Genomic DNA, 21116 nt, shown 5'->3' on the forward strand with positions numbered 1-21116 from the left:
TCTCGTAGTCTAGATGGTGATATCGTATACATGATCCTTGCAACTCGTGAGAAAGTGGATGCCAATGGAGATCTTTGAGGATCTAATACTAGCGACTACTAATTAATTTCTCAATATTATAAAAATTTAGTTATTATGCCTGCTTAATTCATTCTTTTCATGCTATTATCTATGTATATAAGACGAAAAAAAGAAGCGGTGTAAAAATTAAATGCAATTAATTCATAAACTTAGGCAATTTCAGATGTTCCCGAAAAGATACGGTATCCTTCCATACGTTTTCGTAGTATATATATTGATGCCAGCATTCATTTTAATAAACGAAACTGGATGGAAGGCGATATTCGGCTATGTGATGCTGGCTTTATTTCTTATTTCATATCGACAGTTTTATTTTTCGATAATGATTGATGAATATCAATATCCAGTCTGGCTGATTGGGCAGATGCTGATTATCTTCATCTTCGGTATTTTTTACAATCCAAATCTTTTATTTTTGGGATTCTTCCCAGCCAACTTCATCGGTTGGTTTCCGAAGAATCGGCATTTTTATAGTGGATTGATTATGTTGTGGATAATAGAGCTTGTACCGCTGGTCTACCACTTATATTTTACCCAGACTACTTATAACTTGTATTATCTATTTCCATTTATTATTATCATGTTATTTATACCGTTTGGTATAAGATCGATGGGTAAACGTATGGAATTAGAGAAGCAACTTGAAAGAGCTAATGCAAAGATCGATAAATATGCCAAACGAGAGGAACGGATGCGGATCGCACGGGACCTTCATGACACACTTGGTCATACATTGTCCCTTATTACATTGAAAAGTCAGTTGATTGAACGTTTGACGACTGTAGATCCCGAACGGATAAAATTAGAAGCAAAAGAAATTGAAAAAACATCACGTGCGGCTTTAAAACAGGTACGTGAGTTGGTTTCAGATATGAGAGCAGTCAAGTTATCAGATGAACTGATCGAGATCAAAAAAATTTTTCAAACTGCAGGGGTCATTTTTAACATAGAGTTAGACGTAGATTTCGATGAAATAACACCTCTTACACAAAACATTATCAGTATGTGTCTAAAGGAATCGACCACCAATGTCATTAAACATAGTCAGGCAAAACAGTGCTCTATCAAGATTAACCAGTCATCAAGTGCTTTAAACATTACTGTAGAAGATAATGGGATCGGTTTTGTGGAAAAAGACCTGAATGGTAACGGGTTAAGCGGTATGAAGGAACGATTGGCGCTGATTGATGGTGAATTGTTCATCTCCAGTCAAAACGGAACGATTGTTAAAATGAAAATACCGATTGTACAGAAATCGGAGAAAGCAGGTGCCGTTTTATGATTCGGATCCTGATCGCAGAGGATCAACAAATGCTTTTGGGTGCACTAGGTTCTTTGCTTGATATGGAAGAAGATATGGAAGTGATTGGACAAGCAATGAATGGTAAAGAGGCTTTAGGTTTGATAAATAAATTTAATCCCGATGTTTTTTTAACAGATATCGAAATGCCTTTTTACAGTGGACTAGAAGTCGCAGAAAAACTAAAAAAACAATCCAATTCATGTAGAGTTATCATCCTAACCACATTTGCTCGCCCTGGCTATTTTGAACGGGCTGTAAAAGCTGATGTCCATGGATATTTATTAAAGGATGGCTCAATTGAAGAATTGTCTGATTCGATCCGGAAGGTTGTCCAAGGGCATCGAGTGTATACTCCTGAACTAATGATTAATGTTATGAGGAAAGAAAATCCTTTAACTGATAGAGAGCAAGAAATATTGAAACTAGCTGCCTCCGGAATGAAGACAAAAGAGATCACTGAAAATTTGTATCTTTCCCACGGGACAGTACGGAACTACATGTCAGAAATAATTCATAAATTAGAATCAAAAAACCGGATCGAAGCGGTAAGCATCGCTGAAAAAAAAGGTTGGATCTGATAGTTAAAGCATTTCGGAACTCTTTTATTCGAAGGTTTCTAAATAATAACATTGGGATATCTCGTTGCTTTAGCTTCCTATCCCTTTGGTTATCCAGTTGAGCAAGGGTGTGTTTCTTTCTAAAATTGTTAAGAAACCACAAGCAATGAAAAGTATGGTAAATACATTGGGAATGATTTCTAAAAACTTCAAAATAAATTCAAGGAGGAACACATTATGCAAAAAATAGCGATTATCATCGGAAGTACTAGACCAGGACGAAATGGTGAGGCAGTTGCTCAATGGGTACACAGTGTTGCGAAGGAGCGTACGGATGCCGAATTTGAGATTGTCGATATTGCAGATTTTAATCTTCCGTTGCTCGATGAGCCAATGGGGGCATTATCAGGACAGTACACCAAGTCCCATACGAAAAAATGGTCTGAAAAAATTGCTTCCTTCGATGGTTATATCTTCGTTACGCCTGAATATAACCATGCCACGTCCGGCGCACTTAAAAATGCAATTGACTTTCTGTTTAAGGAATGGAACAACAAAGCTGCAGGTTTTGTAGGATATGGTGGCAATGGAGGGACGCGTGCGGTTGAGAACTTGCGGCTGATCATGGGGGAACTTATGGTTGCTGACGTCCGTGCACAAGTTGCACTTTCGCTTTTTACAGATTTTGAGAATTTCAAAAATTTAAAGCCAGCTGCCCATCAGGTAGAATCGGTCAATATAATGATTGACCAAGTTATTTCTTGGAGCGATGCATTGAGTGTTTTGCGAAATTAAAAAAATTAAACCTTTCTTTTAAGAGAGGTTTAATTTTTTTACTAATCGTTCTTTTGGTCGTGTATAGTAAATCTTTAATTAGAAGGTGCCCATTTAATCCCGGGGAAAACAGCCGATAATTTACCATAGATTGTGACATTTGTCATTTAAAAAAATTACAAATGTAACTACAATGTCGTACAACAGTGAAGTATGCTTCAATTCAAAGGATTAAAAAAGGTAAAAGGGGTGAATATTTTATAGAACATTTTATTTTAAAAAATGTATTATAAATATCAATATCACTTGTTTTTATTCATTTTATACTAAACTTTAACAAAATTCATCTATTTATTGATGGTTTTTGGGGTTTATCATCTTCAATCCTAAAATTAAAACTTAGGAGGAAAAGAACAATGGCAAAAAAAATTTAATCATAATACAGCTGGAGAACACGATGGTGGACGAGCATACCATGACTTGACATATGGACAAGATTACATGAAGAAGGGTATGAGGTAAAGATTTATTTTGATGGACAAGGGACACAATGGATCCAAGAGTTTGATGATCCAGATCATATATTCCACTTTATATTTAAAGAAGTTCAAGATTTAGGTATTGTTAAAGGGGCATGTAAATATTATACCAAAATTTTTTGATCTTAAAAATGATGTGCAAAAAGCAGGAATTCAGTTGACAAGTGGTGGAAATGATGGACATTTAAGCATTGCTGATCATGTGAATCAGGGGTATTCTCTTGTCGTTATGTAGAAAGATCTCTTTTTGTTTGCTCTATACGAGTTTTAAAAGTTATTTTCGAGTCAAAAAACACCCATAAGTATTATTTAAGACGTGGAAGATCTTAAAAGCATATTTCCTATTATACAACGACTAATAAAGCATCATCAAACATATCAAGAGTCTATTTTAATCAAACTTTTTCTGAACAAAAGTCTACGACTACAAAACGTTTTGTGAAATCACTATTCCGGTATAGAGATGTTCCTGCAAAAAGTCGTATAGTTAAGGGTGATCCCCTTTCTTGTTTTCCCTTTAATGAACTATTGAATTCAATCTAAAGAATAAGTATTTTAAGTACCCTATTTATATCTTTAATAAGGCTTCAAATGTAAAAAAATTGAAGGAATGTTGGCAAGGATGCCAAAATTAAAATTTTACTAGCTAGAGGACAATTCTTAAGAAGGTTTAATAGGGAGAAGGGATAGATATGAAACGGGTATTAGTTGCAGGTGCCACGGGTTATCTCGGCAGGTATATTGTAACGGCATTAAAGAATCAAGGATTTTACACAAAAGTTTTGGTAAGACATCCAAATAAATTGACCCAACCAGGGAAATTCCTAGATCCTCCTATCCCAAATGTTGATGAAGTAACTATTGGTGACATCACAAAACCAGAAACATTAAAACATATTTGTAATAACATTGACTATGTTTTTTCCTCAGTTGGCATTACAAGGCAAAAAGATGGTTTGACCTTTCATAATGTTGATTATCAAGGGAATATCAACTTACTAAAGGAAGCTGAAAGTAGCCAGGTCGATAAATTTATGTATATCCATGTTTGCCTCGACGATGATTTGAAGGAAGCAGGGCCCTTGATTGAAGCGAAAAAGCGTTTTGTTAAAGCGTTAATAGAGTCAAACGTTGATCATATTATAGTCAGACCTACTGGGTATTTTTCCGACTTAACACAGTTCTTGAATATGGCAAAAAAAGGTAGAGTCTACTTGATAGGTGACGGAAGAACGAGAATGAATCCGATTCATGGTGAAGACTTGGCACGATTTTGTATACAATCGTTCTCCGAGACAAATCAAATTCTTGAAATTGGCGGGCCTGAAATCCTTACATATGAACAAATCATACAACATGCTTTTGATGTATTCAACCAGAAGAAAAACATAATACACATTCCAGTTGGCTTACTAAAGCCGGTATCTGTCGGGATAGGATTTTTCAGTAAACATCATTATGGGTTATACCAATTTTTCATAAACGCGATGACCCATGATGTAATTGCACCAATGTACGGAAACCATAAGATCAAGGATTATTTTAATGCTATTGTTTAATTGAAAGCCCACTACTGTAACTATCATGACTATTTGTGAAGGAATGGATGAATCTTCAGTGGTAATATAGTTGCTAGTTTCTATGTGATGTAATGCAGAAACATTTTAGTCAATGCATTAGAAGAGCAAGTGCCAGATCTTTGGGATGAAATACAAAATAATCTATCCTAGCTAGTGTAAATTTTAATTTAAAAAATAGGCAACGCTTTTTTCAAAACCAAACAACTAATGTTATAATCTTGAATCCTCGGAAAAAGCATTAAAAATTAGATCACAACATTAAACCGAAAATGCGTAGTCAGAGTCCAAAAGCTCTATCGAACGTTCAATAATGAGTATTAGCACGTGATTACGTATTCAATCATAGATAAACAAGCTGGTTTTTACGGAAAACCGGGTATATACTTACAGTTTTGTAAGAGGGAGGGGGAGTCCCCCTTCAACTCGATTAAAATTTATCGAGTTCCGTCCTTTTATTGTACCCTTTGAACAAGACCCTTTGTCCTTTCCATTTAAAGATCCGTTTTGACGAGATACCGTGTCGGGTCCACGTTGTACCCCGATACTCTAGTCATTTCACTTAGCCGCTTGATCACCTTGATCAATCAATTTGTTGTGGATGTGGAAGTAATTGGGACAAGCAATGAATGGGAAAGAGGCTTTGGATTTGATAAAAAAATTAAATCCCGATGTTTTTTAACAGATATTGAAATGCCTATTTACGTGGACTAGAAGTCGCAGAAAAGCTAAAAAGCAGTTTAATTCAGGGGTAGAGTTATCATCCTAACTACATTTGCTCGCCCTGGCTATTTTGAAAGGGCTGTAAATGTTGGTGTCTATGGACATTTGTTGAAGAATGGCTCGCCGATTGAAGAATTGTCTGATTATACGGAAGGTTGTCCAATGGAAACTATCTTTTTAAGCATTTTATAATTCTCTAAATGCAACCGCTTTCGAAGGAGGGAAAAAGATTGAAGATAATTCGTTTGCTTGTGACACTTAGTAGTAGCGTTCTACTTACCTCGCTGCTCTTTCAACCATCTTTTGTATCCTATGCTGATTCACTTGAAGGGAAAAAGTGTAGTACTTACAAAATTCCTGTGTCCTTAGCCCCGGATTTGCCTAAAGAATACAATGTTGTAGGGAAGCTTTGTAGTAAGGAATCATTGGAAGGGAAAACACTACAAGTCCTCGTTCATGGCTTTACGATGGGAAAATCTTATTGGGATTTACCCTATCAACCAGAAAAATATTCATACGTGAACAGACAGATTCAAGCTGGCTATGTCACGTTTAGTCTCGATCGTATCGGTGTCGGTGAAAGTGATCATCCACCAGGATCTAAAATAACTGTTGACAGCAATGCTTATGTGGTACAACAAGTGATTGAACAGCTTCGTTCTGGAATGGGTGGCGTGAAATTTTCCAAATTGATATTAGTTGGTCATTCACTAGGTTCCATTATTTCGGTTGCTGTTGCGAAGAATGTGGATGTCGATGGCTTGATTCTCACAGGCATGCTCCATGATATGGATCCTGAAACGGTTGAATATGAAGTTTCTCATTCACAACCAGCGAATCTTGATCCCAAATTTAAGGATGAAAACTTGCCACCAGACTATCTTTCGATCCAATATCCAGCACGAAAAAAGCTTTTTTTCTATAATGCTGATCCCGCTTTACTCGAGTTGGATGATAAGGAACTACGACAAACAGGAACCACAGGTGAATTATCTACATTTGGAGAATATAACGATCCTAATTTTGCACAAGGTATTGATACTCCCATCTTCTTGGTTGTGGGAGATAAAGATCCTTTGCTTTGTAATGAACAATTACCTTGCACTGATGGTGCGACCATTGTCAATCGCGAAAAAGAATATTTCTCCAATCCAGATACGTTACTAGAAGGATATGTTGTGAAAAACGCGAGCCATAACCTTACCTACGAACGTAACGCTCCTGATTTTTTTCAAGCAGTCCTAGATTGGGTGAATCGCAAAGTAGGACCGAAAGTTAAATGATCCATTAACAAAGAACAGCTCTCATCCCAATGAAAAACCCCCTGTTATATGTTGTTGATGCATAAGCAGTAAACTACGAAGCATATCACAAGGATTGCGTGGTTTCCTTCCTTGAGGGTTCGAGGAATACCGATGTTTAAGCAGGTTTGCGGTTTCGGTTAGATCCATTAATGAACACCAGACGATGGGTTCGAAGTAGAAGTCCCTTAAGAAGGTTTTGTCCTTGAAGTGGATTGTTGATTGTTCAACGACAAAGTGAAGATAAGATTGGTAAGAACGAACGTTTTGAAGCATTGAATTTCCCCCATTTCGAGTAATTTTTAGGTCTTCAACTCGATTTTTGGGGGATGTTAATTTGTCAAGAGGAAAATTTGTTCGCATCCCTGTTTTGAGGGTGAAACGATAAAAAAGCCCTAGTCGAAAGACTAGAGCAATCAAGGGAAGAGACTATTATATAATGAAAGAGGTGATAATTGGATGCTGAAACGATTCATTCCTTTCATGATCGTTGGTTTATTGATGTTATTGTTTCCAGCGCAAGCGCTAGCGGTGGAGTATTCGATCACTCGCACCCAAATCGACGCATTTTTGCAAGAAAATGGAAACGTAAAAGTTAAAGAAACGCACACATACTTGTTTGAAGGAGATTTTAACGGAATCACAAGAGAACTGATTCCAAAAGAAGGAACGAAAATAACCGGGTTCAAGGCATCTGAAGATGGAAAATCCTTAAAGGTTGAAAAGGAAGATCATCTTTATAAAGTCCACCGGAAGGGCGAAGACGAAACGGTCACGGTCAACCTCAATTACATAATCAGGGATGGCGTCGATGTCTACTCGGATGTTGCAGAGTTCTATTGGCCGTTCTTTGATCAAAGCAATGAGTCCACCTATGAAAACCTAACCGTAACCGTCCACCCTCCATCAGGAACGGACGATGTCATCGCATTCGGCTATGATGAAGCCTACAATACAGAAACGATTCAATCAGATGGAACAGTTGTTTTTCATTTCGGCGAGGTTCCTGACAATACGAAGGGGAATATCCGAGTTGCAGTTGATCTGCAGCTCTTTCCAACTGCAACCGCTTCTGAAAAAACGATGAAGGACGAAATTCTCAAGGCGGAACAGGAGCTGCACGAACAGGTGACAGCAAGAGAAGATAGGCGTGAATTGCTTTCAACGATTGCGATGATTGGGATTCCTGGCTTTACCGTCGTCTTGCTTTTACTCGTTTTTCTATACTGGAAAAAAAGCCTCGACCTCAAGCGAGCGGTTGAACGGGAAGCCGATCTTTCCTGCAATGTTCCGAAGCAGCGCATGAGCCTGCCGGCAACCATCTATTTCACCTACTATAAACAGCTCCGATCAGAAGCATTGTCGGCGGCATTGCTTGATTTGGTGCGAAAAGAATTCGTTGAACAGGTTTCTGACGAACGTTTCCGTGTCGTCGATCGAAAGAACGCATTGAATCATGAAACAATCTTGATCGAATGGCTGTTTGATGAAATCGGCAGCAATGGAGCGTTCAGCTTGGATGATTTGACCCGATACGCGAAACAAAAGAAAAACCATGAAAAATACCGTTATTACCAGGCCAAATGGCGTGAAGCAGTCGGAAAAGAAGTGAAGGGACATGACTTATATGGAAAAACAGCGAAGCATCGCTGGATCGTCGGCTTATCATGCATCCTACTGTTGCCGTTCCTGATTTTATTCCCGATGTATGGACTGTTTCTATCGTTCATCATCACCCTGGTTCTGCTTGTCTCTGTATTCATCTACATCATTGGCTATAACCCGAAGACATGGGAAGGCGCATTGATTTCATTTGAATGGAAAGCCTTCTCGGAAAGGCTCAAGCGCCTGAATGCAGAAGACTGGAAGGGATGGACAGAGGAAGAACGGACGCGTACCTTCATCTACGGCTTAGGAACGAAAAATGAAAGCATGATGGAGAAAAATGAAGAGTTTACGAAAGCCTTCTACAACCCGAAGGCGAGTCACTCCGAGGCAGCTTACTCTACAACGGATCTCACAACAATGCTCCTATTGTCTTCTACTATTACATCCGGTTTCGAATCCGCTGACAAATCGGCAGGAGCAGGAGCAGCAGCAAGCAGCTCCACCAGTTCAGGAGGAGGCGGTTCAGGAGCCTTTTAGAAACATACAGAAAGACGCAAACCCGAAAAGAGGGCACTGCAAAAGTGGTGGTTTTCGAAAAACGTATGATTTTAGGGGGTACAAAAATGTCTCCCAGTATGCCAAACAAGCCTTAGAAACGATTCTGAAGGCTCGTTTTTCTTTGACCATTTTTTGTTTATAAAAATTTGTATTTTTGCAGTAGCTTCGAAAATGGACTGCGTCTTTTTTCTATCACTTGAAGAAAGAATAAAATCCTTTCTTCATCTAACACTTTTTTACCAATAATAACCCGATAATAGTATGATAGATTCATTGTAGCTAACTAGAGTTCGGGGGAATCATAAGGTGGGAAAGTGGAAAGTGTATAACGAAATCAATCAATTGGTCTGCTTATCCGGACGAGGCGACAATGATATTAGATTAAACTGGTTTAGAAGAGAGTGAGTGAACATACGTAAAACCAGCTCAAATACACTATTTAGGGTAGAAGAACTAATCCAAAAAAGTTGAATTAGAGCTACTTTAATGTTTTTTCAAAAGAAGTCTCCCTCTTGAGGGGAGAGACCGAATAGATCATGTTTTATATATTTATATTTATATTTGAACCCTTTATAAACAATTTAAATTTCACGTACCGTACTAAACTATAATTTATATAAGATCCTGTCCGAAAACGGATTCCCCTCTCCAAAATAAAAAATCACAAGTATTTAATGGGGACCACCTGTAATTTAATCTAAAATTAAGAGTTCACTGTATAACTTTTGTTTGATGAGAATCAGTCGATTTTAACAACTTTTTAAGAAAAATCTTATCCTCCATTGAATGTTCGCCTTCTACCACAATCATAAGATACCGACAGTGAAGACTTATCAGAAAAGAAACTAAGCTTGGCAGTCGTTCGACCTTACAACTTTTATCTTTTGCATAAATATAAATGTTACTGGAACAGTTTTCGCAGAACTTGTAAAATTCCAATACATTCAAAAGACGGAAACAATCGGATGACATAATAAAAATTAAACATTTTGTTCTAATTTTAACTTAATTTATAAGATCCTCGAAAAAAGAAGTGGTGAACCATTAGTGATTTGTGGTTCATTAGTGAAGGGTTAATATAAATCATTATTTTTTTGTCTTTTAAGTGTGGTAAGGTCATTTGTAAATTGGGAAATTGCGAATTATTAAAACAAAAATAAGGAAGGGGAGAGGAGTCAGAAGGTTTTAGAGGGAGTTAATTCATCAACATAAGGACGTAGACCGATGGCCAAGTGGATTTACCTTAGCTATTTCTATAGGGCTAGGTACGTTGCAACTTTATCGGTCTTGCAAGATCATGTGGCTATTCAATTTTTAGGAGCAGAGGTCATCGCTGAATATAACCTGCGTATCGGTGTGGTATCGAGTTCTTTTGTGATAGCTATCTCAATGGTGTGTGCATTGGATACAGTATTGTACAAAAGACAAACATGAATAAAAATTCAGCTTATTTTTCGGGGAGGGAACGTAGAATTTAGTGTTTGTATTGTTTAATGTTTTTACCAGGAGGATTGGGAACGAGACATTTTAAAAGGGGTAAAGGTAGCATCCGACAATTTTGCCGCCATTTCCCCCTAAAAGTCATTTTTATTAACATGACCAGGGCAAAAATTTTTCAATATGTTACATTCTGTCTACTCCTTCATATTCCTTCATTATTTTATAAAACGTGTTTTTCTTCAGTTCTAACATTTCCATAAACATAACGCCTGTTATGTTTCCGTTTCTCCATTTTGAATGGTTCTCTTCTATTATTTGACGTTGTTTCTTGCTATGAAGCGTTTGGGTGGGCAAGAAGAACGAGCGAAGCGAATAGATGACTATATTTCAGCAAGACGGGAGGTTGCTACTTCAAAAAAGAAATCATGGTGGAGCAAACTCTTTTCATCATAAAATAGACTACCCTTTCAAATTGAAAGGGTAGTCTATTTTATGAAACTATGACTTGCTTTCTTAAGAACTGATGAAAATTACTATCATAGTACAGCAATGACTGATGTAGTGCTATTTCTTATTGTCTTTATTACTCATAAATAATCCGATTACTACTCCAAGCGTCATACCTATTGTAACTCCAAAGCCTGTATTATCCATCAGTGCCCCAAAAGAGATTCCAAATGCTACACCTAAACACAATCCGATACCTAGTTTGCCTGTTTCTTTTTTCTTATCAGACAAGGAACCACTCCTTTTGTAGGTTCTTCCAATTATTATGTTTATACGTATCATCTATTTTTAAGTTTCAGTAATTATCCCTTTTTTTAAAGATATCCTTCAATCTTAATAGAAATATTGATAGAAGAACGGGATATATTGGTTCCGAGAAGATCATCTTACCTAAACTTTTTATTACAAATTTATGTATTTTTACTTAGCGCGTTTTTTCTAAATATGGCTACTCCAAACAATAACAATGGTAGGAATAGGCCCATCGTAAAGGCATAAGGGATCCAAACGGTCGTTTCAAATGTTTGCATATAGGCATAGTAACCGGGTAGCTGTCATCAAGCCTTCTAGATTTTCTTCAACATGTTTAAATCCACTTCTCGTTTCTGAAGAAAGATTATCCATTTTTTCTTCAAGACGGGCTTGACCTTGTTTTAATAATTCTAGATATTCAAGGATAGCGTCTAGTTTTTTCTCCATTATTTTTTCCTCCGAGTGCGCTTTAATAGTTTTGTATTAGGAATTCACAACTACTTCAACCGAGCGACGCATGTTAACCTAGAGTTCTCACGTCTTGCCTTTGATTTAAAACCATTCTTGTATAGCCGCCTTCAACAGATTGGCACAGAGGAACATCCTTTTAATCCTCCACCTATGTATAAAAAGCTTTTCAGCTTAGGGACGAAAACCATCAGAATAAGAGATACGTATCTTTTTCCTATCGGTAATGTAACGACTGTCAACGCGTTGAACTTCAGCCCAAAGCTTACGCTTTACACTTATGAAGGTAGAGAGAGCCTATTTAAAAAACTTCGACCAGATATACAAAAAGAAGTCAGTCTTTTGATGAAGGCAACACTGCCCAATCGAAGTGTGGAATACTTGGATAATCGGATTAGCCGATACAGTATGAAGATGGGGAAATGTGAGATTACTGGCCAGTATTTGTTCGCCTATAATGTCCATTATATCCCGAAACATCTCGGAGGAAGCGACCAGTTTCATAATCTTCGCATTCTCCATGAAGATGTTCACCGATTAATTCATATGAAGGATGATGAAAGGATTAACCTTTTCCTCAATAAGTTGGGATTAAATCAACCGATGCTAAACAAGATTAATCAATACCGTAAGGTATGTAAATTGGATAGCATTGAACCATCCCGTCTCGAAGGGTAACAAGGAACTTATAATCTAGTACATATTGTTAGATGGAGCGCCGAATTCTGGGAAACTAGCACTCCGTACGGAGCAGGGGAAAAGCCCGAGATAACTTCAAACGCTTACCTATTGCTGACTTAAATAGAATATTCGTCTGTATATAAATGAAAAAGAGCTCAAAATTCGAGCTCTTTTCTTGTGAATTCATATGTGAAAAATGTGTGATTTGCTTGTGATTTTGGCTTCGAATTCTAATCCCAAAACAGAATTCGTTAGTTTAAAACAGGCTCTTTAACGTTTATATTGTTGTAGAAAGGCTTCTAGAATCTTAATCTTTCCAATGTTTGTGATACTATCCGAATCAGTTTCTTCATTATAGATACGGTCATCTTCAGTAAGCATCTCAGACCAGCCTTCAATGCTTAAATTTTCGGCTACACTAAAGAGGATCTGTTTCATGTATAATTGAAAATCATGGTAATCTTCACTGGATGCATGTTTAACATCAATGCTATGTATGAGTTTATGTATCGCTTCAATGATTAGGTCCACATCTGTATTTGCCGCTCCTGATAACTGGATGTCTAATTTTTCATCCGGATTATTTGGATTCATACTTGTTATTCTCAAATTTCTTGTCTCATTCAAAAGTAACACCCCCTTTCAAAATCATTTTATATTTAAAAAAAATTTTTTCCTACCTTTAAACCAGCATGATCCTTAAGTTGATTTTTTCGACGCAAATAATTGTTAGTGGTAACAATGGAAGAATGGCCCAAAGCTTCCTTTATCGCTTTAATCTCAACATTACGACTGGAAAGATGCTCGGCATAATAATGTCTTGCAGTATGCGGGGTGATCCTGTTTTCTCTAAATTCGATGAATGGGAATTTGTCTTTTGTCGCCTGGATTAAGTTTGTTACTTCTTTACTTAAATACTTTGCCGTATAATGACGTCCGTTTGGCTTCGGTAAAAATGGTGAAGAATCCCCTTCATACAGTTCATCCGAAAAACCTCTTCGAAGACGTAATTCTTTAACAGCTGCTAACACTTCATCGTAGATGACGACCGGACGTACTTTCTCGCCCTTTCCTGTTATATACAAGATATGAGCTCCCACTTCATGATCAAAGTAAAGTTTATTCCACTCCGCATTCGCCACCTCCTCGATCCTCATTCCAGTTGAAACCAGGGTAAACCATATCGTAAACCCAAACCAATCGGTTTGTTTGAAGTGCTCCAATAATCGTATAACCTCATGTTCATGCAGGTCTCTATTTACCAGTTGCTTTTTCGGAACAGCCGTTTTTTTCATTTGAGTGGTAAGATCCTGCTGCAGCACACCTTTTTTATATAGATAGGTTAAGAATTGCTTCACTACAGTCGATTTCTTCCTGGTGGTTGAGGGGCGATATTGGTTCGCCACTTGATTTTGGTAAGCTTCCACTTCTTCCGGGACCAGCGATCGAAGACCTCCACGAGACTCTGTAAATTTCATAAAGTGATTGACATCACGTAAGTATTCTTTTTTGGTATTGATTGACCTTTTGTCATTTAAAATGGGGCTGTCATGAAGAAATAAATAAACCAACAGTTCATCCGGAACTTTGCTCCAGTTTGTATGTTGAAATCCGTGTTCCGAAATTTTTATGTACAAATCCTCTCGCAAAAAGTCTTCTCTTCTAATTAATCCATATTGTTCATTTATGACTTGTAACTCATTCATCAGATTCACCTCGATTCCCTGATTTTGGTTTTACATTTCATAATCTTATAGTAACACATAATAGATGATGTTATATGAATATGTAAATGAAAAACTCGTTATTTTTCTATTTAAATTTATATCATATAAGTTTAATTTAAATCGTATTATTTTATGACTTGTTATATGTGTATTAGAGTGGTAGAATTATCCATAACAGAAATGAAAGAGGGGTTGAAAATGAATACCAATTTTTTCAGACAGCTTATTGAAATTTTTGACAATCGTTTTAAATTGCTCAATTACCTTAGTTTTCCAGTCTTGATAATTTACCTGTCCATTTATTTCCAGCTAGATCAAATTAACTCTATTCAAAAAAACCTCCCAAAAATTCTATGGATCGATAATGCTTGGATTGTCGTAAACAACATTACTCAGTTGTTTTTATTTTTAGGGTTAGGTGGTTTCTTATTTACTATTCTTATATGGAGTATGAAGTATTTCATTTTGTTTCTATTAAACAAGATTTTTAATCAGGATGGGGATTACATAGAAGGTTCTGATGATTTTTATTGGAAGCAGTCCATGAATCGATTTGGTGTAATCGCTATAGAAGCATCCATGTGGTATTGTTACTTATTTGGATTCTATCTTCTTTTTCAAAGCGCAATCGATATCAAAACAGGTTTTGATAGCACCTTAGAAATCATCCAAGGTACAGTAACCGGATTAATCTTTGTGAGATATATAGTTCGATGGCTGTTTGAGGGTAAATACCCAGAGTTCATTCAATACAAGGAAAAGGTGGCGAATGAAAATGTATAATGTCCGTTTAGCAAGTAAAAGAGTGAATAAAGAGATGAAAAAACTTTCAAATCAAGAAACAGAACTATTAAGCAAAGCCATTAACACTTTAAAAAAAGAACCTCGCCCAACTGAATACGATTTTGGATCCTTAAACCTGGATAAAAACATTAAACGTATTAAGTGCAAGCGAGTACGTCTCTTTTACACAATCGATGAAAAAGCAAAAGAAATTTTGATCGGTAAAGTCGAAAATAGGGACAGTCATTCTTACTCTATGAATATCAAAAACTGCTTTAATGCTGCATAAAAAGGAGTGGAAGACTTGTATATTTCATTAAAAGAGCTAGCTGCTAAGTTAAAAAAGTCAGAAAGGGTCATTCATCATTTAGTCAAAACGAATGTCATTCTACCGGTTAACCCAGATACGTACAGACGTGATAATGGATACCGGTTTAGACCTGAAGTTTATGAGTTTCTAAAACAGATGTACCATACCGATAAGCTAACGCTTAGGGAGGCTGCCGAATTCATTGGTGTTTCTCCACAATACCTAAATCAGTTAACCAAAAACAATAAGATTGATAGTGATCTGATCCAAGTTGGTAAGAGAATGGAGAGACGTTTTAAAAAGGAAGAATGCCTACGTTTTAAAGAAAAAATGAAAAGAGGAGAGCATACCAGGAGATCCGCTCATTATGGGAAGAAACTAAAAACGTATGCGAATGGGTTGCGATTATTTGAAATTATTGAAGTCCAGGGGCAGTGCGTCCGAGTAATAAACACCGAACCGGTTATTCTTCTTACCAATGATGGCAGTACCATAAATAAAGTAAATTTCGCTTATCGATCGGAACCATGGCCACCAATTCAATATGAAAGAAAAAAGGGATTTATCCATTTTCAATTTTCAATACCGCGAAGTAAAGATCATGCAACTTATAAAATCCTATATAAACTTATCAAATACTTAGGTGAAAAAAATATCCAAATTTATGAGCAAGCTACCGGCGATTACTTGGTTCGTTGCAGGCAGGGTCGAATACCAGGTACTGAAGAAGAGTTTTCACTATTAAATGGCAGTATAACTCAGGGAAGAGTTGAGTTCGACGAGCAATATATCCAATTAAAGACTCAATATATCAGTCGAACGATTGATCTACCTGAAGAGCTCTACACCGAACTACAAAATGAAGCCGAGCGAAGAAACATACCGCTTAAATCATTGATTATATCCAAACTAACCAAAGGAGAAAGTGATGATGATGTATAAAAAATTACTACTCGTTATTGGAATCATGATTCTGGCAGGGTGCGGCACTGTTGAAGACAGTGGCCAGAAAGTAGAAAATGATACCGATAAACAAACAGAAGCTGCAGATCAAGAGAAACCTGTATCAAATCAAGAGGAGGGGGCATCAGAAGATAAAAAAACTTCCACAAAGAATAACGAAAAGGAAAAGCTCCCAACAGCAAAAGTAACTCGGGTGGTCGATGGTGATACGATCGAAATACTCTTTCAAGGGGAAGAAGAAGATGTACGTCTTTTATTAATCGATACACCTGAAACAGTTCATCCAAACAAACCAGTAGAACCCTTTGGACCCGAAGCATCTAAATTTGTAAAAGAAACGTTAACCGGCAAGGAAGTCGGTGTTAAAGTCGGTACTGAAGAACGTGATAAATATGGACGTTTACTTGCCTACTTATACATTGATGGTGAGACCATTCAAGAAAAACTACTGTGGAAGGGTCTGGCGCGTACCGCCTATCTTTATAATGATTTAACTATGCTTGATCAATTTCATAAGGTGCAAGAGACAGCTATAAAGAAGAAAATTGGAGTTTGGTCAATTGATGGATATGCTCATGTAGACCATGACCATGGATATCATTATTCAGAAGAGTCAAAGTCTGAACCAGAAAAGGAGAAACCTGACACTACAACCGATTTAAAGTATGATCCTAATGGCCCTGACCGTGATTGTGGTGATTTTGATACTCATGAAGAAGCCCAGGCATTTATGGAAGCATCAGGCTCAAGTGATCCCCATCGTTTAGATGGAAATGATAATGATGGACTAGCTTGTGAGAGTTTACCTTAGAAAATAATTCTAATATAGGAGAGACGTATGGAAAAATATAATAGTGAAGTGTTTGGAAACATTTATGCTCCTTAAAGTTTTAGTGAATTAATGGAATTCATATTATTAAATCCTTCTGGGCACCCTCCGAATGTTTGGATGTGGAGAGGGCAGAGTGACATTGAATGGCCGATACACAGTGGAGCTTATAGAAGAATTGCAATACAAAAGGAGGTAGATGAAGAAGATCTTATTTTCTATTGATTTAAAATAAAGTTTGATAATTTAAAAAAAGATTGATAATTTAAAACAAAGTTTGATTAAACCCTGTATTAATATTGGGTTTTTCTTTTGACACTTAAACTTCAGCTGTATTGTTAAATTAAAGGGCCATATTCTGGAGTAAAGGGTGAAAAGTTACATATCTTTGACTTTATTAAAGCCGCTGAAGAAACCGGAACCATAAAAGATGTATACATTATGACAGACCTCCTAATGAAGTCATTCATTCGTATACTTATAATCATTTTGAAAATGAGCATCGAATGGAGTTTTTTCGACCAGAAAATCAGAGCTTAGTATTAGACTTGGACTTGGATTTTTTCAACCTTCATGCTTACCATAATATAGAGAACAATTTTAATGGGAACCCTTATCGATATAGTGATGAATATATCAAAAGGCACTTAAATCGATTCAAACAGTATGACGATGAAGGAGCTTGGGATCTCATTACGGTATGTATTTCTTCAGAACATTGTGGTGGATACCAAACTGCTCAAGAAATTTTCGACCTATTCCTTGAAATTTTTGAGTTAAAAGAAGAAGAGTATTATAATTGGTAAATTTATATCTATCAGAATGTTTTTTTAAAATCAGCAATTCTTAAAATTAATGGTTGTTTCACATTAATATCAGTTTTTCTTTTGTTATAATTGTCGTGGGAACAATCATATAGGCATTATGTAGTTACTACTGTACTTCTGTGTTTTATTTTTATCAGTGAAAGGTAACTTTTCACTGGGAATCAAGTCTTTTCAACTGAACCTACATATTATGAAAGAGGTCCTTATGTTTGCTCTCTAAAATTCACACTTATATTAACCGTAATTATTTCTATTGGATGCCTCTTGGTGAATTGGTTTATAAAGCTATCTACTTCCAATTATCACTTAGCAAATGATACTTTAGAAAGACCCCTATTAACTTACGTTTTTAGCTCTTCTTGAAGAGAAGGAAGCTGATATAAATGGAGAAGAAAAGAATATTGTTTTTCAAACATTATTCTCAAGATCAGATAGAGCTCCTCAGATACCTGGGAGTAATGCCATTAACACTATCCTCAAGCAACAAAAGGCCAATTAAATTTTGTTATGTCTTTATTTTATAGTATAATTTGGTTATAATATAAGTAGAAATGACATAACATAAAAACCAGCTATAGTCTATATAGCTTGGGAGACAACCATATAGAACCGCTCGAAAGACGGTCAAGCCATCATTAGGTGGTCACAGAAAAAGTAATCCACGCAGCTTGGGAGGCAGAGTGGATTACTTTTTTCTGTCTTGGAAAGTAATCATTAGTGTGATCAACAAAATCATAAACGTTGCTGTCTCTAAGTCGAATTCACTATTGCTCACGATCAAATCACCCCCTTTCGAGGGGATTTTGACCGTCCACTCTGCACCTATATGGTTGTCCTAAAAAGATTATAACAAAAAATATATGGTTAATAACACATTACATAGACTTAATTTTTAAATTCACTCCAGGAGGGTAAACATGTCACTTACATATATTGAATTTAAAAAAATTTATGAATTGAAAATTATTGGAGTCTTTAAAAAGAAGTGATGTTAGGTATTATACAAATCAGATCCATGAAGTTCTTAACTCTGAAAATCGTTCCGAAGGAGAATTGCCAAATGGTAAGAAGTAAAAAAGCTAAAGTTATCCCTTTTAAGACTGTCACCGGTATAGTAAAATTTACTCCCCAAGAAGAAATTAATCGAAAAAATAGAGAGAGAAGAGAAAGACAAATAAAGGAATTACATGAAAGAGTAAAATGTATTATGCGTGACGAATAAATGAAACTTTTAAGTTTGAAAAACGATATTCAAGAAAATGTGCAGGATTGCGGAATAAGTCCCAGATAAATCCTTCATTTTATTATTAAATAATTGGTTGTTCCAAAATAGTTAAAGAACATGGATCACTTTTCCATTATCAAAACGTTTTTTATTTACCTCCTTATACAGCACCCCTTTCATCATATATTTGTCTCAATATCTTAAGATTTGATACGAAAAAAATGGTACATATAACAAGCATTAGTTTTATTCTGCACTGCAAATTGATATACATTTTGTAAACAAAACTTAAGAAAAATCTTATATAAATCGCTCCACAATAATAAAAAACGAGTGTCACATACACCAGCAATTTGACACTTATTTTGACTGACATTTTCTAATGTTTGCGATTGAAAATAGAACCTGTTAAAGAAAAATGGCATTCTTTTATATTGCTGAACTGTACCGTATAAGGCCAGATTATAGAAGTTTCACTTAAAGATTATAGTAAGGATATTTTATGATGGAGGTTAATAGGGTACTTTTCGAAGAATAACACCTACCTGTTCTTGTTCTTTATTTTAGGAAACTGTTCTTTCTTTCGTTGGAGCTAAATATATCGGTTCGTATGGTATAATTGATAATAGAATAGCGGTAAGGGGTAGATATTAAATGGTGGAGCGTAAACAGATACTTGATCAATTAAAAAATCTACTTATTGACTCTTTACACGATGAAAATGTAAGAATTTACTTGTTCGGATCCTGGGCTCGAAAGGAAGAAAAGCAAAGCTCCGATATCGACATCGCAATTGAAACGATCACACCACTATCTTCGTCTAAATGGTTAGAAATCACAGAGAGAATTGAACAATCTACTATTCCCTACCACGTAGACGTCGTCAATTTAAAAGATGCAAGTGATGCGCTAAAACAAAATGTAAAAAGGGAGGGGATTTTATGGAAAGACTTCAAGAACGATTAACTTCTGCAGAAAAGGCTCTAAATGCCTTTTATGAATTGGTCATAATCGAAGCTCCGAATTCGGTTGAAAGAGATGCTTCCATACAACGATTCGAATTTACTTTTGAAGCTTGCTGGAAAGCTGCAAAACAGTTCTTATATGATATTGAGGGAATCGATGTAGGTTCACCTAAAGGTGTCATACGGAGTAGTCGGGAAATCAATCTATTTACAGATGAAGAGGCAATACAAGCACTAAAGATGGTGGACGATCGGAACCTAACGGTACATACCTATAACGAAGAAGTTTCCATTAAAATCCACTCAAATTTAAAATCACACTATTCCATTTTAAGTAGTTGGGTTAAAAGAATGACAGAAAAAATATAAAAAAACACAAAACTCATGAGTAAACTATTTTTTTATTTAGATGGTTACAGCTGTCTTAGATGGGATATTTAGTTTTCCCTTACATATGATATTGGACAAGGAAAACAAAAAGATAGCCGATACTCTCCACCTAAATATTCTGTAAAACCTTGAAATAAACTTTCAACCATAACTCAATATAAATGAAAAATTCCATCTCACTATCCCAAGCATACTTAGGTATAGAGATAATTTTTCTTTATTTTTTATTGGTTGGTATAATAAATGTTATGTAAACAACGAGAAATTATTGTATCTAGGGGATTTCTACCCTTTCAAATGGATTACGAAAATATTATGGTAAACTGTAGGTGTCATCATGCCCACTGACGATGGCTTGAAAGGAATAGGTCGTGAGCGCCATCGTCAATTGGTCATTGGTTGTACGCTCGGTTTGGTGGGTTCCCGGTAGATGACGCAACGTCTTGCTTTCTCCCAGTTGGTGAGGAGAATCGGGATGTCAGCGGCGGACCAGCGATCGTCTTGATTCGCGAATGTGATGTCCTCTTGTTTTTCCGCTAGCGCTTCCCAGAATGCCTGATGTTGCTCAAGGTAGGCGATCGCCTTTTTCACAGTGGCCTTCTTCGGCAGTTTGAAGATGTACTGCCAGCACCGTTCATTATGCTTGTCCTTCGATATTTTCATAGTATGTAAAATAATAGAGCAACTACATAAGCAGGGTGGACGGTAGCATCCCCATAGGTAAGGGG

At 36.4% G+C, this 21116-nt stretch carries 19 protein-coding genes and 2 pseudogenes; 15 read left to right on the plus strand and 6 right to left on the minus strand.

Annotation, left to right across the window (positions count from 1 at the left end):
- The first annotated feature begins 211 nt into the window (after positions 1-211).
- From KOL94_RS21165 to KOL94_RS21190, 6 genes are all read left to right on the plus strand, one after another.
- Complete coding sequence (locus KOL94_RS21165) at positions 212-1363, plus strand: sensor histidine kinase (protein WP_221568682.1); 1152 nt, start codon at positions 212-214, stop codon at positions 1361-1363.
- Positions 1360-1962 carry a response regulator transcription factor gene (locus KOL94_RS21170; protein WP_221568683.1) on the plus strand — a complete coding sequence of 201 codons (603 nt, stop codon included), beginning with the start codon at positions 1360-1362 and terminating at the stop codon, positions 1960-1962. The genes KOL94_RS21165 and KOL94_RS21170 overlap by 4 nt, the downstream gene beginning before the upstream one ends.
- Positions 1963-2178: 216 nt before the next feature.
- Positions 2179-2736, plus strand: a complete 558-nt coding sequence (locus KOL94_RS21175; protein WP_221568684.1) for an NADPH-dependent FMN reductase — start codon at positions 2179-2181, stop codon at positions 2734-2736.
- A gap of 1210 nt (positions 2737-3946) precedes the next feature.
- A complete protein-coding gene (locus KOL94_RS21180) occupies positions 3947-4813 on the plus strand; it encodes an SDR family oxidoreductase (protein WP_221568685.1) in 867 nt (288 codons plus the stop codon).
- A gap of 971 nt (positions 4814-5784) precedes the next feature.
- The gene (locus tag KOL94_RS21185; RefSeq protein WP_221568686.1) at positions 5785-6837 is read left to right on the plus strand and encodes an alpha/beta hydrolase; all 1053 of its coding nucleotides are present in this window, start codon (positions 5785-5787) and stop codon (positions 6835-6837) included.
- Between the two features lie 477 nt (positions 6838-7314).
- A complete protein-coding gene (locus KOL94_RS21190; RefSeq protein WP_221568687.1) occupies positions 7315-9000 on the plus strand; it encodes a DUF2207 domain-containing protein in 1686 nt (561 codons plus the stop codon).
- Between the two features lie 1644 nt (positions 9001-10644).
- Here the strand turns inward: KOL94_RS21190 and KOL94_RS25430 are convergent.
- The 3 genes and pseudogenes from KOL94_RS25430 to KOL94_RS21200 all read right to left on the minus strand — a co-directional run.
- Positions 10645-10794, minus strand: a pseudogene (locus tag KOL94_RS25430) (recombinase family protein); the annotation flags it as partial.
- A 231-nt stretch (positions 10795-11025) separates the two neighbouring features.
- Positions 11026-11199, minus strand: coding sequence for a glycine zipper domain-containing protein (locus KOL94_RS21195; RefSeq protein ID WP_221568688.1), 174 nt, complete (start codon positions 11197-11199; stop codon positions 11026-11028).
- A gap of 285 nt (positions 11200-11484) precedes the next feature.
- Complete coding sequence (locus KOL94_RS21200) at positions 11485-11667, minus strand: hypothetical protein (RefSeq protein WP_221568689.1); 183 nt, start codon at positions 11665-11667, stop codon at positions 11485-11487.
- 174 nt (positions 11668-11841) lie between these two features.
- Between KOL94_RS21200 and KOL94_RS21205 the strand changes: the two genes are divergently transcribed.
- On the plus strand, positions 11842-12366 hold the full coding sequence (locus KOL94_RS21205; protein WP_221568690.1) for an HNH endonuclease signature motif containing protein: 525 nt from the start codon (positions 11842-11844) through the stop codon (positions 12364-12366).
- A gap of 273 nt (positions 12367-12639) precedes the next feature.
- Here KOL94_RS21205 and KOL94_RS21210 read toward each other — a convergent pair whose 3' ends face one another.
- The gene (locus KOL94_RS21210; protein ID WP_221568691.1) at positions 12640-12996 is read right to left on the minus strand and encodes a hypothetical protein; all 357 of its coding nucleotides are present in this window, start codon (positions 12994-12996) and stop codon (positions 12640-12642) included.
- A 32-nt stretch (positions 12997-13028) separates the two neighbouring features.
- Complete coding sequence (locus KOL94_RS21215; protein ID WP_221568692.1) at positions 13029-14075, minus strand: tyrosine-type recombinase/integrase; 1047 nt, start codon at positions 14073-14075, stop codon at positions 13029-13031.
- Positions 14076-14294: 219 nt separating this feature from the next.
- On the opposite strand from KOL94_RS21215, the gene KOL94_RS21220 reads away from it, so the two are divergent.
- From KOL94_RS21220 to KOL94_RS21255, 8 genes are all read left to right on the plus strand, one after another.
- Positions 14295-14879, plus strand: coding sequence for a hypothetical protein (locus tag KOL94_RS21220; protein ID WP_221568693.1), 585 nt, complete (start codon positions 14295-14297; stop codon positions 14877-14879).
- Positions 14872-15168 (plus strand): type II toxin-antitoxin system RelE family toxin, encoded by a 297-nt coding sequence (locus KOL94_RS21225; RefSeq protein WP_221568694.1) that lies wholly within the window; start codon positions 14872-14874, stop codon positions 15166-15168. The genes KOL94_RS21220 and KOL94_RS21225 overlap by 8 nt, the downstream gene beginning before the upstream one ends.
- A gap of 15 nt (positions 15169-15183) precedes the next feature.
- Positions 15184-16131 (plus strand): helix-turn-helix domain-containing protein, encoded by a 948-nt coding sequence (locus KOL94_RS21230; protein ID WP_221568695.1) that lies wholly within the window; start codon positions 15184-15186, stop codon positions 16129-16131.
- Positions 16121-16963 (plus strand): thermonuclease family protein, encoded by an 843-nt coding sequence (locus tag KOL94_RS21235; protein ID WP_221568696.1) that lies wholly within the window; start codon positions 16121-16123, stop codon positions 16961-16963. The genes KOL94_RS21230 and KOL94_RS21235 overlap by 11 nt, the downstream gene beginning before the upstream one ends.
- A 524-nt stretch (positions 16964-17487) precedes the next feature.
- Positions 17488-17787, plus strand: coding sequence for a hypothetical protein (locus KOL94_RS21240; protein ID WP_221568697.1), 300 nt, complete (start codon positions 17488-17490; stop codon positions 17785-17787).
- A 1081-nt stretch (positions 17788-18868) separates the two neighbouring features.
- Positions 18869-19030 (plus strand): hypothetical protein, encoded by a 162-nt coding sequence (locus KOL94_RS21245; RefSeq protein ID WP_221568698.1) that lies wholly within the window; start codon positions 18869-18871, stop codon positions 19028-19030.
- Positions 19031-19687: 657 nt separating this feature from the next.
- Entirely contained in the window at positions 19688-19999 is a 312-nt protein-coding gene (gene mntA / locus KOL94_RS21250; RefSeq protein ID WP_221568699.1) for a type VII toxin-antitoxin system MntA family adenylyltransferase antitoxin, read from the plus strand.
- Positions 19975-20367 (plus strand): HI0074 family nucleotidyltransferase substrate-binding subunit, encoded by a 393-nt coding sequence (locus KOL94_RS21255; RefSeq protein WP_221568700.1) that lies wholly within the window; start codon positions 19975-19977, stop codon positions 20365-20367. Before mntA ends, KOL94_RS21255 begins: the two co-directional genes overlap by 25 nt.
- A 355-nt stretch (positions 20368-20722) precedes the next feature.
- Here the strand turns inward: KOL94_RS21255 and KOL94_RS21260 are convergent.
- Positions 20723-21024: pseudogene (locus KOL94_RS21260) on the minus strand (IS1380 family transposase); the annotation flags it as partial.
- Between the last annotated feature and the right edge of the window lie 92 nt (positions 21025-21116).

Origin of the sequence: Alkalihalobacillus sp. TS-13 (assembly GCF_019720915.1) — a bacterium.
Lineage (GTDB): Bacteria > Bacillota > Bacilli > Bacillales > Fictibacillaceae > Pseudalkalibacillus.